This window comes from Herbiconiux sp. FW305-C-125 (assembly GCF_058783455.1).
In genome coordinates, this window is the sequence record NZ_JBYSYO010000005.1 from 237040 (window position 1) to 251188 (window position 14149).

Consider the following 14149-nt stretch of genomic DNA (forward strand, 5'->3'; position numbering starts at 1 on the left):
CGGCGGATGACGATCGATTCGCGCCGTGCGGATGCTCCAACGGCGGAGCGGCACGAGCGGCGGCGCCGCATCGGCGTGATGGGCGGCACCTTCGACCCCATCCACCACGGGCACCTCGTGGCGGCGAGCGAGGTCGCGACCTCCTTCGACCTCGACGAAGTGGTGTTCGTGCCCACCGGGCGGCCGTGGCACAAGCAGCCGGTGACCCCGGCTGAGCACCGTTACCTCATGACCGTCATCGCCACCGCGTCGAACCCCCGGTTCACGGTGAGCCGGGTCGACATCGACCGCGGTGGTGTCACCTACACCATCGACACCCTGCGCGATCTTCAGGCCGCGCATCCCGACGCCGACCTCTTCTTCATCTCGGGAGCCGACGCCATCGCGCAGATCCTCAACTGGAAAGACGTCGACGAGCTGTGGGAACTCGCCCATTTCGTGGCGGTCTCCCGGCCAGGTCACACCTTCGCCATTTCGTCTTTACCGCGCCAGGACGTAAGCTATTTGGAAGTTCCGGCGCTTGCGATATCGTCCACTGACTGTCGCGGCCGGGTTGGCCGGGGTTTTCCGGTGTGGTACTTGGTACCCGACGGTGTCGTTCAGTACATCACCAAGCACCATCTATATCGGAGTGTTGAATGAGTTCGTCCCAAGAGCCGCCGCTGACACGGCGGCAGCTACGCGAGCTGGAGCGTCAGAAACCGCGCAAGGAGCGCGAGGCCGACGCGAAGGCGGCAGAAGAGGCTGAGGCCGCGCGCAAGGCGCAGGCCCAGCAAGAGGCTGCCACGGCGGCTGCTGCCGGTGTGGTGTCGACGGATGCGGGTGCGCCGTCCCGACGCGCGGTGCGCGCCCAGGGGCCGGCCGATGAGCCGGCCGAGGCCGCCGCTGCTGAGCCGGCCGAGGCCAGCACGGCCGAGCCGGTCGCCGCTGAGCCGGGTGCTGCCGAGCCGGTCGAGGAAGACACGATCATCCCCGAGATCGTGCACTCCGACGACGAGCTCGACGACAGCGAGCCCGCCACGGTGGCGCAGCCCGTCATCGACGTCGTGCCGATGTCGGAGCCCGTGCTGGTGCCGTCGTCGCAGAACGACCTCCAGTTCGCCGACGAGGGCGACGACGACGAGGCCGAGCACGCCGAGATCGTCACCACCACGGACGACACCGGCGAGACCGTGGTCGAGCAGATGGTGATCGACGTGCCGGTTCCGGCGGTCGATCCCACCGCCGAAGCGGCCGCGCACGTCGAGGCCGAGGAGCGCAAGGCCGCTGCGGCCGAGCCGACCCTCGCCCCGATGTTCCAGAGCCCGGCGGAGCGTACTGCGGCATCGAGCGACGAGCTGCCCTCGTCCTTCGACGACCTCATCTCGCTGCGCAACACCGCGGCCACCAACTCCATCTCCACGACCAGCGCGCTCGTGCTGCCGAACGTGCCCGGTTCCGGCGACGTCGGCACCGCGCTCGACGAGACCGGTGAGGTCATCATCACCGGTTCGATCGACCTGCCGGCGAGTTTCGGTGCGACCGGTGCCCCTGCATCCGGTCTCGAGTCGAACGATCTCGACACGCTGCTGGATCGCTCCGAGCACGAGGCGGGCGCATCCGATGTCGCCCCCGTCGCTGCGAGCCGTGCCATCAGCACGAACACCTCGAGCACCTCGCTCATCGCCCCTCCGAAGCGGGCCCGTGCCAACGCGCCCGTCGTGCTCGCCGTCACGGCGGGTGTGCTCGCCGTCGGCGTCGTCAGCCTGCTGCTGGCCGTCTTCGTCTTCCGGGTGTTCTGACGCCCACCATCGACACCAGAAAGTCTTTGTGACTGCATCCAGCACCGCGATCGAACTCGCACAGCTCGCCGCTTCGGCGGCCGACTCCAAGCAGGCCGAGAACCTCGTCGCCCTCGACGTGTCAGGACCTCTACCGCTCGCCGACGTGTTCCTGCTCGCCTCCGGGCGCAACGAGCGCAACGTCATCGCCATCGCCGAGGAGATCCAGGATCGCCTCGGTGAGACCGGGGTGAAGGCGGTGCGCCGCGAGGGCATGGCGGAGGGCCGGTGGATCCTGCTCGACTTCGGTGATCTCGTCGTGCACGTCTTCCACGAGGAAGACCGCATGTACTACTCGCTGGAGCGGCTCTGGAAGGACTGCCCGGTGGTTCCCCTGCAGGTGACGGCTGCGGATGCGTGATCGCGAGATGGTTCCAAGCAGCCCTCGGCATGTAGTAATCTAGACAAGTTGTTTCCGCGGGAGCGGGAAGAACGCCCAGGTGTGAAAGCACCGAACGGGCCCGTGGCGCAGCTGGTAGCGCACCTGCATGGCATGCAGGGGGTCAGGGGTTCGAATCCCCTCGGGTCCACCATCGAACCCCTGATCGGAGCACTCCGGTCAGGGGTTCTTCTTCGTTAGGCTGAATCGGGCGGCGTGCGAGCGAAGGGCGAGCGGATGGCTGATGCGCAGGCGGAGACGACGATCGACGACGAGCGGGTGCGCGTCACCCGGTGGAGCTTCGCGCGGGCGGGCGACAGCACCGGATTCCACGTGCACGAGTACGACTACGTGCTGGTGCCGGTGACGGGTGGCACGCTCACGGCGACGGCGGAGGACGGTTCGAGCCGCACCCTGTCCCAGGTCGCCGGGGTGCCCTACACAGGCTCGGCGGGGCTCGCGCACACGGTGGTCGCGGATGCTGACGGCATCGTCTTCGTCGAGGTGGAGCTCAAGGCTCCGTCGGCCGGCTGATTCAGTGCGTCGTCGGCCCTGAGGTGACGACCACCACCCGGAAACCCGCCGCGTCCGTCGCCCGCCAGCCGTGGCCGACTCCGGCGGCCGTCACGAGGGAGTCGCCCGCGCGCAGGGTGTGCACGGTGCCGTCCACAAGGCCGACTTCGAGGGTGCCGCCCAGCAGGTAGACGAACTCGTCCTCGTCGTGGGTCGCGAACTCGGTGAACTCCCGCTCCACCCCCACCATCTCGATGCCGAACAGGCCCCGTGGCAGTTGGGCGAGCTGCCACACGGCGCGATGACCGGTGGCCGGGCGCTCGGCCGCGTGCACCACGTCGATCCCCGGCCGGGACAACCGCTCGGCGGGGGGCGTGGCGAGCAGTGCGCCCGAGGGCACGTCGAGTGCCGCGGCGAGCCGTGCCAGGGAGGCGAGGCTGAGGCGTGCGTGTCCGCGCTCCACCAGGCTGAGGAACGGTTGCGACATCTCCACCAGCGCCGCGAGCCGCACCAGGGTGAACCCGCGTTCCCGCCGGAGGGCCCGGATGCGCGTACCCATCGCCACGGCCTCCTCGTCGAGTGGCGCGGTGGAACGCGCTGGCCGGCTCGATCGGGAATTCACGGCTACGAAACCTCCGGAAATCTGCTGGAAAAGTATTTATGACATAAATATCGCATGCGGCCCCTCATCCTCGGCATCTTCCAGTACATCGGCCCCAACGGGACGGTCGGTTCGGCATGGCAGCACCCCCGTGACACCTCCGCCGACTTCACGAAGCTCTCGCACTGGACGGCGTTGGCGAAGAAGTTCGAGGAAGCGCGCTTCGACTTCCTGTTCTTCGCCGACAGCTACGGCTTCCCGGCGCTCGACGGCGAACTCTTGCCGGCGGCCGTGCGGGAGGGCCGCGGCATCCCGCACGGGGACCCGATGCCGCTCATCTCGGCGGTGGCAGCGGCCACCGAGAAGCTCGGCTTCATCCTCACCACCTCCACCACCGTCGAACCCCCGGCCGCGAACGCTCGCCGCTTCGCCACGCTCGACCACTTCACCGACGGGCGCATCGGCTGGAACATCGTCACCGGCTCCTCCGGCGCGACCGCGGCCGCGCTGATGGGCAAGGAGCTGATCGCCCATGACCTCCGCTACGACATGGCCGACGACTACGTCGACCTCAGCCTCACCCTCTGGGAGGGGTCGTGGGAGGATGACGCGCTGGTGCAGGACAAGGCGAGCGGTGTCTACGCCGACCCGGAGAAGGTGCGCATCGTGCATCACGACGGGCCGTTCTTCCGCACCGACGGCATCCTGAACCTGCCGCCGTCGCCGCAGCGCACACCTCTGCTCGTGCAGGCCGGCGCCTCGGGCCGAGGGCGCGCGTTCGCCGGCCGCAACGCCGAGGCCGTGTTCGTGGGCGGTGGTGAGCCGGAGACGGTGGCGCGCAACATAGCGGGTATCCGGGAGAGCGCGGTGGCGGCGGGACGGCCGGCCGATGCGGTCAAGATCGTGGGGGGGGCGCTGTTCATCACCGCGCCGACGAGCGAGGAGGCGTGGGCGAAGCACGCCGAGATGCTCGCCATGTCGACGCCCGAGGGTGCCGCCGCCATCTACGCGGGCAACACCGGCGTCGACCTGCTCGCGCTCGACCCCGACAAGCCGATCGCCCAGTCGCGCACCGAGATGGGGCAGTCGAACCTGGAGCGCTATCTCGGGCGGGACGGCAAGCCTGCACCGCTCGTGCGCGACATCCTAGAGAACTTCCGGCGCACCGGCATCAACGGCAGCGTCTTCGTGGGGAGTCCCGCCGAGGTGGTCGACCAGGTGGAGGAGTTCGTCGCGCAGACGGATGCCGACGGTTTCCTCATCCAGCCGCACATGACGCCCGACACCTACGACGACTTCATCGAGCTGCTGCTGCCCGAACTGCGCCGCCGCGGCCTCGCCCGGAGCGAGTACGAGGGTGCGACGCTGCGGGAGCGCTTCTTCCCCGACGGCGACGCGCACCTGCCGCCCACGCACCGCGGGTACGCATACCGCGCCGGCCGCGGTGAGACGGCGTCAGTCGTCGCCGTCGGCGAGTGAATCGAGGAGATCGGCCGAGGGGATGAAGAAGGTCGAGCCGGTGACCGCGCGGGAGAAGTCGAGGATGCGGTCGTAGGAGCCCACCGGGTCACCCACGAACATCCGCCGCAGCATCTGCTCGATCACCCAGAGCTCGCGCGCGTAGCCGATGAAGTAGGTGCCGAACTCGCCCTCGCCGGGCCGGCCGAACGGCATGTTGTCGCGCAGGATGTCGTGCTCCTGGCCGTTCGCGTCGACGATGGTGTTGAGCGACTTGTGCGACTTGCGATCGTGCGGCGCCTCGTCGAGCTCGACGTTGTCGGCCTTGGTGCGGCCGATGATGTGCTCCTGCTGCTCGGTGGTGAGCAGTCCCCAGGCGGCGAGGTCGTGCAGGTACTTCTGCACCACCACATAGCTGCCGCCCGCGAACTGCTCGTCTTCTTCGCCCACGAGCGACCAATAGGCCATCGCGCTGCCGGTCGGGTTCTCGGTGCCGTCGACGAAGCCGAGCAGGTCGCGGGAGTCGAAATAGCGGAAGCCGTGCACCTCGTCGACCACGGTCACCGCGTCGCCCAGCTTGCCGAGGAGGAGGCGCTCGAGCTCGAACGCGAGATCGGCGCGCTCGGCCCGGATGTGGAAGAGCAGGTCGCCGGGCGTCGCCACCGCTGTGTGCACCGGGCCGCGCACCTCGAAGAACGGCCGCAGCTGCGCCGGGCGAGCGGCCTGCCCGAAGCGGTCCCACGCGTCGGAACCGATGCCGACATTGCAGGACAGGCGGCCGTTCAGGTCGCGGAAGCCCACGGCGCGCACCAGCCCGCCGATGTCGGCGATCACCTCGCGCGCGCGGTCGGCGGCCTCCTGCCCGTCGGCGATGGTGACCACCAGGAAGATGGCCGAGGTCGAGAGGGGAGCGTTGACGCTCTGCGGCTGTATCGGGGTGCGGTCCCAGGCATCCTCATGCATGGTGCGATTCTAGGTGTTCGCTGTGAACGATATATCGATGACTTGACGTTCCGTGCTGACCGATATATCTTTAACACATCGCGAAACACTCGCAACATAGACTCTGACAGAAAGGATGCCGCTCATGCGACGCATTCACGACACCACCACACACGAACACAACCCTTGGCAGCGCGGCCCGCACGGGCATGGCGGCCGCGGCGGGCGAGGCTTCGGCCCGGGCGGCCCCGGCGGCCCCGGTTTCGGCGGCTTCGGCCCCGGCTTCGGCCCGCGTGGTCCGCAGCGCGCGAGCCGCGGCGACGTGCGCTCCGCCATCCTCTCCCTTCTCGCCGAAGCGCCTTCGAACGGCTACGGCCTGATCAAGGCCATCGCCGAGAAAACCGGGGGAGTGTGGCGCCCGAGCCCCGGCTCGATCTACCCCACCCTGCAGCAACTCGTCGACGAGGAGCTCATCGTGTCGACCGGAGACGGCCGGCGCACCGAGTTCGAGTTGACGGATGCCGGCAAGGCCTACGTGGCCGAGCACCAGGAGGAGCTCACCAAGGCCTGGGAGGCCACTCCCGGGCAGTCCGCCGCCGACGCGGAGTTCCACGCCGCGGTGGCCAAGCTGATGGGCGTGGTGCAGCAGTTCCGCTTCGCCGCGACCGAGGCTCAGCGCACCGAGGCGACCGCGAAGATCGACGAGGCACGCCGGGCGCTCTACCTCATCCTGGCCGACTGAGCCGCAGCCCGAATAAGGCATTCTCCTGATGCCCACCCCACGCCTCAGCGAGGACTCTCGAACCATCGAGAGACCCACGGAGGACACCATGTCGATCACCGAGTACCAGTTCAGTTGGCTGCACGACGCCGAGGAGGCGCGGCTCGCCGAGGAGCTCGAACGGCGCCGGGTCATCGCGGAGCGGGTCGACCAACAGGTCGTCCCGCCCTCGATGCCCGCCCGGATCACCGGCTGGCTCCGCCGGATGTCGGTGGCGGGTGGCACGATGTAGGAATGCAGACGACGAGCCCGTTGCTCATCGGCCGCGAGAACGACCTCGAGTCGTTGCGGTCGGCGGCCGCGGAGAGCCGGTCGGGGTCGGCTCGGGCGGTCGTGGTCAGCGGCGAGGCCGGAATCGGCAAGACGCGGTTGGTCACCGAGTTCCTGCCCCTCGTGGCCGACGACACGCTCGTGCTGCGCGGGCAGTGCATCGACCTCGATCGTGACGCCCCGCCCTATGCACCCGTGATGGCGCCGCTCCGCACGCTCGTGGCCGAACTCGGCAACGACGGGGGCGAGCGCAGCGGGCCCGAGGCCCGCTCCGCGCTGGCGTTCTCGCTCGCGGCGCTCGCCGTGCTGCTGCCCGAGCTCGCCGACGCCGACGCGCAGGAGCCCGCGCGGCGCGAGGGCCCCGACCGGCTCTACGACGCGGTGGCGAGCCTCCTCGAGCAGGTGGCACGCCGGCGCCCGATCGTCTTCGTCATCGAAGACCTCCACTGGGCCGACCAGGCGACCCTCGGCCTGCTCCGCTTCCTCGTGCGGGTGATCGAGAGTGCGCGCATCCTGTTCGTGCTCACCTTCCGGAGCGACGAGCTCGGCCGCGGGCATCCGCTTCGGCCGTGGTTGCCCGAACTCGACCGCAACCGCCGGGTGTCGCGGCTCGAACTGACGCGCCTGAACCGCCGGCAGGTCAGGCAGCTGGCCACGGCACTGCTCGGCTCACCGCTCGACGCCCACGACCTCGGCGTCGTGGTGCAGCGAACCGACGGCGTTCCGTTCTTCATCGAGGAGGTCCTCGGCTGCGACTTCGCGACGGTCGAGAGCTTCCCCGACACGCTGCGCGACATCCTGCTCGCCCGTTACGAGACGTTGAGTGAGCCGACCCAGCGCATCCTGCGGCTGATCGCGGCGGGCGGGGTGCGGGTGGAGCACGAGCTGCTCGCCGGCGTGAGCGATGCCGATGCCGACACGATCGACGACGCCGCGCGCGAAGCCGTCGCCGCACGCGTGCTCGTGGTCGACGACACCGCATACGCGTTCCGGCACGCCCTCGTGCGGGAGGCCATCCACGACGAATTGCTGCCGGGCGAGCGGATGCGCTTCCACACCCGGTACGCCCAGGCCCTCGAGGGCCGGCCGGGAGCGCTCGGCGTCGATTCGACGGCCGTCTCCTATCACTGGATGGCGGCCCACAACGTGCGGGCGGCCTTCACCGCCTCGCTCACCGCGATGGCGCAGGCCCGAGCCTCGTTCGCGAACTCCACGGCGGCGCGGATGGGCGAGCGGGCCATCGAGCTCTGGGAGCAGGTGCCCGATGCTGCTGCGCTGGCCGGCCGCACGCGCGTGGAGCTCCTGGCCGAGACGAGCTACATCCTCCGCAACGCCGGGGAGAGCGAGCGCGCCATCGCACTGATCGACGAGGCGATCGACGCCTCCTCCCCGGCGCGGCCGGATGAATACGCCCGGCTGCTGCGCAACAAGGCGTCGTACCTCGCCAACATCGGCCAGACCGGTTCGATCGAGCTGCTGCGCGAGGCGCTGGCCGTGCTCGAGGGGCAGCCGCGGAGCGTGCTGCGGGCCAACGTGCTCGGCGAGCTCTCCGCCCGGCTGATGCTCGACGCGTGTTTCGCCGACGCGGTCGCCACCGCCGACGAGGCCTTCGCTGAAGCAGAGCAGGTCGACTCGCGGGCACGGATGTCGGTGGCCGCGAACATCCGCGGCATCTCGCGATTGTCGCTCGGCGAGATCGAGCGCGGTCTCGCCGACCTCACCCTCGCGGGCGAGCTCGCCGAGGACAACGAGTCGGCGCGGTTGCGGTTCTTCGTCAACCAGTCCGACGCGATGAGTCTGCTCGGGCGGTTCGACGACGCGATCCGCATCGCCGAAGCCGGCGCGGAGCGGGCACGGCAGCGCGGAGTGGAGCGCACCTCGGGCGCCATGCTCATGCTCAACGTGATCCAGCCCCTGTTCTCGCTGGGCGAGTCGCGGCGGGCGAACGAGTTGCTCGATCGAGCGCTGGAGCTCGACCCACCGATCGGCTTCAGCGCTCACCTGCAGCGGATGAAGGTGCAGGCGACGTTCTGGTCGGGTGACACGGCGCTCGCCGAGAAGCTGTTGCGCGGCTGGCGCGCCCCGATCAGTCAGCAGTGCCGGATCGACGCGCAGTCGCGGCTGGGCCTCGGTGCGGTGGCCGGCGAGATCGCGCTGGCTCGTGGCGACGTCGCCGAGGCCTGGCGCGAGGTGAGCGTGCTGTTCGCGCCCGAGCACCGCGCCTTCCCCGCTCACGACCTGCCGCTCATCGCGATCGCGGCGCGGGTGCTCGCCCGCGCCCGTGCCACGGGTGTCAGTCTCCCTCTGCCCGAGACGCCCGAGCAGGCGCTCCGGCGGGCACTCGATGCCGTGGCCGGCTGGCCGACCGCGGCCGCCTACGTCGCACTCGTCGAGGCGGAGCTCGGCGGCCCCGAGGGCACCGGCGACGACTGCGGGCTCTGGGCGGCAGCGGTCGAGGCGGTCGCGACTCCCACCGCGCCCGCGCAACTCGAGCCCTACGCCCGCTACCGCCATGCCGAGGCGCTCGCCTCCGCCGGTGACCGTGCCGGCGCACGCCTGCGCGCCGAAGCGGCCCGCGCGGCCGCCGAGCGCATCGGCCTCGGCATCATCGCCGACCGGGTCGCCGACCTCGAGCGCCGCGTCGGCCTCGTGCGCCCCGCCGGCGCCGGCGCTGGCGCTGCCGCCGGCTCCGCCCTCCCGGCGGCGCGCGTGGTCGACGACGACCTCACCGAGCGCGAGCGGCAGGTGCTCGCCCTCGTGGCTCAGGGCCTCAGCAACCGGCAGATCGCGGAGCGTCTCTTCATCAGCGTGAAGACCGCGAGCGTGCACGTCTCGAACATCCTCCGCAAGACCAACACCACGTCGCGCACCGAGGCGGCCTTCCTGGCCCGCAGCATCCAGTCCCTGCCCACCGACTCGTAGCTCCGGCCCCTCAGGCGTCGCCGGCGGCGCAGGGCGAAGATAGGGCATCCGCCCCATGAGCGGCCCCCACCTCAGCGAGGAGGGTGTGTACCACACCCACTCACGGAGGCACACCATGATCATCGTCACCATCGCGCTCGGTTCACTCGCTCTCTGGGGCGTTGTCGCGAGCGCTCGCAGCCTGCGCCGCGACGGCTACCGCGCCGTGCCCACCCGCTCGCGTTAAGCATCCGTTCACCGCCTCGTCGACAGCCGGTCGGTGCGCTGCGCGATACTCCCGAACGCCTGCCCGCGCGAAGGAGATCCGATGACCGACACCGCCGCGACCACCTCGCTCGACCTCGACGACCTGCTCGGCTACGCCGTGGTCGACACCGATGACGACGACCCGGTGCTGGTGAGCCGGGACGGCGCGGTGGTGGACACCTGGCGCGAGGGGTACCCCTACGACGAGCGGATGGACCGCGATGAGTACGAGCACGCCAAACGCCTGCTGCAGATCGAGCTGCTGAAGCTGCAGAACTGGATCAAGCTCGAGGGCCGTCGACTGATCGTGGTGTTCGAAGGCCGCGACGCGGCGGGCAAAGGTGGCACCATCAAGCGCTTCACCGAGCACCTCAACCCGCGCGGCGCCCGGGTGGTGGCGCTCGAGAAGCCCACCGAACGCGAGAGCACCCAGTGGTACTTCCAGCGCTACGTCGAGCACTTCCCGGCCGGGGGCGAACTCGTGATGTTCGACCGCTCCTGGTACAACCGGGCCGGCGTCGAGCGCGTGATGGGCTTCTGCGACGAGCGCCAGTACCAAGAGTTCCTGCTCCAGGCACCGGCCTTCGAGCGGATGCTCGTGCACGACGGCATCGACGTGGTGAAGTTCTGGTTCTCGGTGTCCAAGAGCGAGCAGCTCACCCGCTTCGCCATCCGGCAGGTCGACCCGGTGCGGCAGTGGAAGCTCAGCCCGATGGACATCGCGTCGCTCGACAAGTGGGACTCGTACACCGTGGCGAAGGAGGCGATGTTCGCCGCTACCGACACGCCCGAGGCGCCCTGGACCGTGGTGAAGAGCAACGACAAGAAGCGCGCCCGGCTCGAAGCGATGCGCCACGTGTTGAGCCTGTTCCCGTACACGGAGCGCGACGCCGAGATCGTCGGAACCCCCGACCCGCTCGTCGTCGGGCCGGCCGAGCAGGTCTACGAGCGCGGCGAGAACGAATCGGCCAGCGCATCGAGCACCGCATCGGGTGCCTCGATGTGACCGAAGTGCCCGGTGCCGGGCAGCACCGTCGTCGTCGCATGGGCGATGGTCGCGGCGAGCATCCGGTCGTCGCCGGGGGTCACGAACACGTCGTGGTCGCCGCGCACCGAGTGTACGGGGCACCCGATCGTCGGCCAGTGCGCCGCGATGTCGTACGACGCCGCCTGGCGCGACGCGACCACGAACGACTCCGGCCGCACCTCCGCCGCAAGCGCGTCGATCACGCTCTCGGGCACATGGGCCGGCTGCGCGAACAACGGCGCGGCGACCAGCCGGAGCAGCCGCAGGCGTCGCAGACCACCGAGGAGCACAGTGGCGGCTCGGCCGAGCGGCGCCAGTGCGCTCATCACCGCCAGCAGCGCCGCGTAACCCGGCAGCACCCGGAATCGGCGAAGCGGATGCGCGGCGCACTCCTGCACCGAGAACGTCGTCGGCGACACCAGCCCGACCGAGCGGGTGCGCACCGGCTCGACCGAGGCGAGGTGCAGCGCGAGGAAGCCGCCGAGCGAGTGGCCCACGAGGTGCCACTGGAGGTAGCCGAGGGCTCGCACGGCATCCGTCACCGCGCCGGCGTAGGCGTCGACCGTGCGGGAGTCGCGCCCGTTGTGGAGCGGCCGGTCGGGGAGCGGTGACCCGCCCCAGCCGGGCAGGTCGACCAGTACGAGGTCGGGCAGGTCGAGCCGGCGGGCCTGGGCGGCCTGCAGCAGCGGGGTCCAGGTCGACCACGAGCCGGCGGCGCCGTGCACCAGCACGGTTGCGGTGCCGCCGCGCCGGTCGCGGCCGGCACGCACGACGAGCGGGCCGAGGCGGGTCTCGATGCGAACGGTCTCGAGGCCGAGCGCCGCAGGGTCGGTGCGCAGCGGGTACGGGGCGTAGGGCGGGCGAGCGCAGGATCGGGTGGCCGGCGACGGCGCCGGGGGCGCGGCGACGTCGCGTGACCGTACGGGTCGGGTCATAGGGGTGATTCGGAGCAGTCGCCGAGGCGGATGGCGCCGGAGGCGGGTCGGCTGCGCCGCGGGAGCGACTACCCTCGAATGACACCAGCTTCCGCGGGCGGTCGGCCGCGGGACGGATCAGGAGCAGACGATCGGAGCCCACGTGCGACGTGCCTTCGGTGTGGCGCGCCTGGCGCTCGCCGTGCTGGGCGCGGTGGCCCTCGTCTTCGACTTCGACTACGTGCTCGGCTTCAGCACCTTCTCCACCATCAACTACTTCAGTTACTTCACCTTCCAGTCGAACCTGGTGAACGTGGTGGTGCTCGGGTCCTCCGGCACCCTGTTGCTCCTGGGCCACCGCGTGGGGCCCGCGCTGGTGGCCGTGCGGGCGATGGTGACGAGCTACGTCATCGTGTCGGGGATCGTGTTCGGCCTGATCGTGTCGCAGGCGGGAAGTCACCACTACCGCATCGAGGTGCCCTGGTCGAGCCAGGTGCTGCACTTCGTCATCCCGTCGCTCGTGCTGATCGACTGGGTGATCGGGGTGGGGCGGGTGCGCATCCGCTGGCGCACGGCGCTCCTCGTGTTGATCTTCCCCGTGGTGTGGGGTGTGTTCACCCTCATCCGCGGCTCGATCGTGCGCTGGTACCCCTACTTCTTCCTCGACCCCGACCAGGTGAGCGGCCCGGGCGAGTTCGCCCTCTACTGCGGCATCGCCATCGGCTTGTTCGCGGGCATCCAGGCCGGCCTCGTGGCGCTCAGCCGGCTGCGCCCGCTGCTGCCCCGTGCCGCACGGGAACCCCGGGCGGTCAGGGGACGACGGTGGGCGTCGGCGTGGGGGACGCGGTGGCCAGCGACTCGTCGACGAACGGCACGAGACTCCGCAGCGCCGCCTCGATGAACTCGTCGTCGCTCTGCTTGAGCGTCACCGGGACGTCGTCGGCGGCGGTGAGGCCCACCAGGATGGGCTGACCGGTGGCGGGCAGCAGGTTCACCCACTCGGCGATCTCGGAGGTCTCGTCGATCACCGAGAGCACCGTCGCCTCGGTCGACCAGAACGGCTCGTCGAAGCGCAGCCAGAGCTGCTCGAGCGTGCCCATGCCGAGTGCCTCGATCGAGGCGAGCGTGGCATCGGGCAGCTCCGGCGCGAACTCGATGGTGCCGGCCTGCAGCACGCCGATCGGCACGGTCACCACCACCCGGTCGACCGACAGCGACTCGCCGGTGCCGAGGCGCAGGCTCACCCCGTCGTCGTCATAGCCCACCCGGATGACGACACTCGAGAGCAGCACGTCCAAGCCGTCGAGGGCGGTCGTGACCACCGCGTCCAGGCCGCCCACCACGAGAGCCGTTCCGGCGGTGAGCCCGGTGCGGTCGATGCCGTAGCTCGCCGAGAGCCGGAACGCGTTCGCACCGTACTCGCTGGCGATGGCGGTGTCGAGGTAGTGCGTGAGCTCGTCGGTGGGGGAGACCCCGTCGGCCGCGGGAGTGCTGGAGACGGCGTCGGCACCGGATGCCGAGAGCGCACTGGCGAGCGAACTGTCGGCCGGTTGCGCCCGCGACCATTCCACCGCGGTCGCGACGGCAGCCGGCCCGACGCCCGTGGCAGCGACGATCGACCCGTCGAGCGTGCGGGTCTCGCGACTGGCGTCGAGCGCGATCGTACCCACCGCATCCGCCTGCAGCAGTTCGTCGAGGCTGTCGCCGGCCACGGATGCGGCACCCAGTTCGACCGGGAACGGCCAGGCGTCGTCGCTGCGGGTCTGGATGCGGCCGCCCACGCGGTCGCGCGCCTCGATCACGACCACGTCGAAACCCGCGTCGGCGAGGGCACGGGCGGCCGTTGCCCCGGCCAGTCCCGCGCCGATGACGGCGACTCGCTCGTCGGGCCGCGCGAGAGCCGCCACCCGATCGGCCGCGGCCGTGCCCGAGGCCTCGGCTCCGATCAGCGTGCCCGGGTGCTCGCTCGAGGCGGCTTCCCCGGCGAAGAACACGCGGCCGCCCACGGTCTCGCGCAGGGTCGCGCGGTCGGCCGGGGTGGCGCCGACGGGCGTCATGCTGAACGACCCCAGGGAGTAGGGGTCGGTCGCCCAGGCGCTCCGCAGGAACGACGCCGGCCGCGGCACGGGCGAGGGCGGCGACGGTGTCGTGGTGACCGTCGGGGTGGGCCCGGGCTTCGGCGGGGTGCAGGCGGCCAGCGCGGCGAGCGAGACGCCCGAGAGCGCCCCGGCCAGGAAGGTGCGTCGCGCGATTGCCAATTCTGCGGTGCCGTCTCT

The 14149-nt window shown here is 70.6% G+C and carries 14 protein-coding genes and 1 tRNA gene; 11 read left to right on the plus strand and 4 right to left on the minus strand.

Annotated elements, in window-relative coordinates; translation table 11 throughout:
* Positions 1-6 precede the first annotated feature (6 nt).
* From nadD to AC3WLB_RS14650, 5 genes are all read left to right on the plus strand, one after another.
* Entirely contained in the window at positions 7-642 is a 636-nt protein-coding gene (gene nadD / locus AC3WLB_RS14630; protein ID WP_022895239.1) for a nicotinate-nucleotide adenylyltransferase, read from the plus strand.
* The gene (locus tag AC3WLB_RS14635; protein ID WP_492507154.1) at positions 639-1781 is read left to right on the plus strand and encodes a hypothetical protein; all 1143 of its coding nucleotides are present in this window, start codon (positions 639-641) and stop codon (positions 1779-1781) included. The genes nadD and AC3WLB_RS14635 overlap by 4 nt, the downstream gene beginning before the upstream one ends.
* Positions 1782-1809: 28 nt before the next feature.
* Positions 1810-2181: a ribosome silencing factor gene (gene rsfS / locus AC3WLB_RS14640; protein ID WP_022895241.1), complete on the plus strand. Its 372-nt coding sequence runs from the start codon at positions 1810-1812 to the stop codon at positions 2179-2181.
* A gap of 96 nt (positions 2182-2277) precedes the next feature.
* A tRNA-Ala gene (locus AC3WLB_RS14645) sits at positions 2278-2353 on the plus strand.
* A gap of 83 nt (positions 2354-2436) precedes the next feature.
* Positions 2437-2733, plus strand: coding sequence for a cupin domain-containing protein (locus tag AC3WLB_RS14650; protein WP_492507156.1), 297 nt, complete (start codon positions 2437-2439; stop codon positions 2731-2733).
* Between the two features lies 1 nt (position 2734).
* Here the strand turns inward: AC3WLB_RS14650 and AC3WLB_RS14655 are convergent, their stop codons facing one another.
* Positions 2735-3271 (minus strand): helix-turn-helix domain-containing protein, encoded by a 537-nt coding sequence (locus tag AC3WLB_RS14655; protein ID WP_492507158.1) that lies wholly within the window; start codon positions 3269-3271, stop codon positions 2735-2737.
* Positions 3272-3388: 117 nt separating this feature from the next.
* On the opposite strand from AC3WLB_RS14655, the gene AC3WLB_RS14660 reads away from it, so the two are divergent.
* Entirely contained in the window at positions 3389-4792 is a 1404-nt protein-coding gene (locus tag AC3WLB_RS14660) for an NtaA/DmoA family FMN-dependent monooxygenase (RefSeq protein WP_492507161.1), read from the plus strand.
* Here the strand turns inward: AC3WLB_RS14660 and AC3WLB_RS14665 are convergent.
* Positions 4769-5734: a Dyp-type peroxidase gene (locus AC3WLB_RS14665; protein WP_492507163.1), complete on the minus strand. Its 966-nt coding sequence runs from the start codon at positions 5732-5734 to the stop codon at positions 4769-4771. The genes AC3WLB_RS14660 and AC3WLB_RS14665 overlap by 24 nt on opposite strands.
* A gap of 124 nt (positions 5735-5858) precedes the next feature.
* On the opposite strand from AC3WLB_RS14665, the gene AC3WLB_RS14670 reads away from it, so the two are divergent.
* From AC3WLB_RS14670 to ppk2, 4 genes are all read left to right on the plus strand, one after another.
* Positions 5859-6455, plus strand: a complete 597-nt coding sequence (locus tag AC3WLB_RS14670; protein ID WP_492507165.1) for a PadR family transcriptional regulator — start codon at positions 5859-5861, stop codon at positions 6453-6455.
* 88 nt (positions 6456-6543) lie between these two features.
* The gene (locus AC3WLB_RS14675) at positions 6544-6726 is read left to right on the plus strand and encodes a hypothetical protein (protein ID WP_492507167.1); all 183 of its coding nucleotides are present in this window, start codon (positions 6544-6546) and stop codon (positions 6724-6726) included.
* A gap of 2 nt (positions 6727-6728) precedes the next feature.
* Complete coding sequence (locus tag AC3WLB_RS14680; protein ID WP_492507169.1) at positions 6729-9686, plus strand: helix-turn-helix transcriptional regulator; 2958 nt, start codon at positions 6729-6731, stop codon at positions 9684-9686.
* Positions 9687-9993: 307 nt separating this feature from the next.
* On the plus strand, positions 9994-10938 hold the full coding sequence (ppk2, locus tag AC3WLB_RS14685; protein WP_492507171.1) for a polyphosphate kinase 2: 945 nt from the start codon (positions 9994-9996) through the stop codon (positions 10936-10938).
* Here ppk2 and AC3WLB_RS14690 read toward each other — a convergent pair.
* Positions 10875-11894 (minus strand): alpha/beta fold hydrolase, encoded by a 1020-nt coding sequence (locus AC3WLB_RS14690; RefSeq protein ID WP_492507173.1) that lies wholly within the window; start codon positions 11892-11894, stop codon positions 10875-10877. The genes ppk2 and AC3WLB_RS14690 overlap by 64 nt on opposite strands.
* Positions 11895-12036: 142 nt before the next feature.
* Here AC3WLB_RS14690 and AC3WLB_RS14695 point away from each other — a divergent pair, with 142 nt between their 5' ends.
* Positions 12037-12774 (plus strand): Pr6Pr family membrane protein, encoded by a 738-nt coding sequence (locus AC3WLB_RS14695; protein ID WP_492507175.1) that lies wholly within the window; start codon positions 12037-12039, stop codon positions 12772-12774.
* On the opposite strand, the gene AC3WLB_RS14700 is transcribed toward AC3WLB_RS14695, so the two are convergent.
* A complete protein-coding gene (locus AC3WLB_RS14700; protein WP_492507177.1) occupies positions 12683-14131 on the minus strand; it encodes a flavin monoamine oxidase family protein in 1449 nt (482 codons plus the stop codon). The genes AC3WLB_RS14695 and AC3WLB_RS14700 overlap by 92 nt on opposite strands.
* Between the last annotated feature and the right edge of the window lie 18 nt (positions 14132-14149).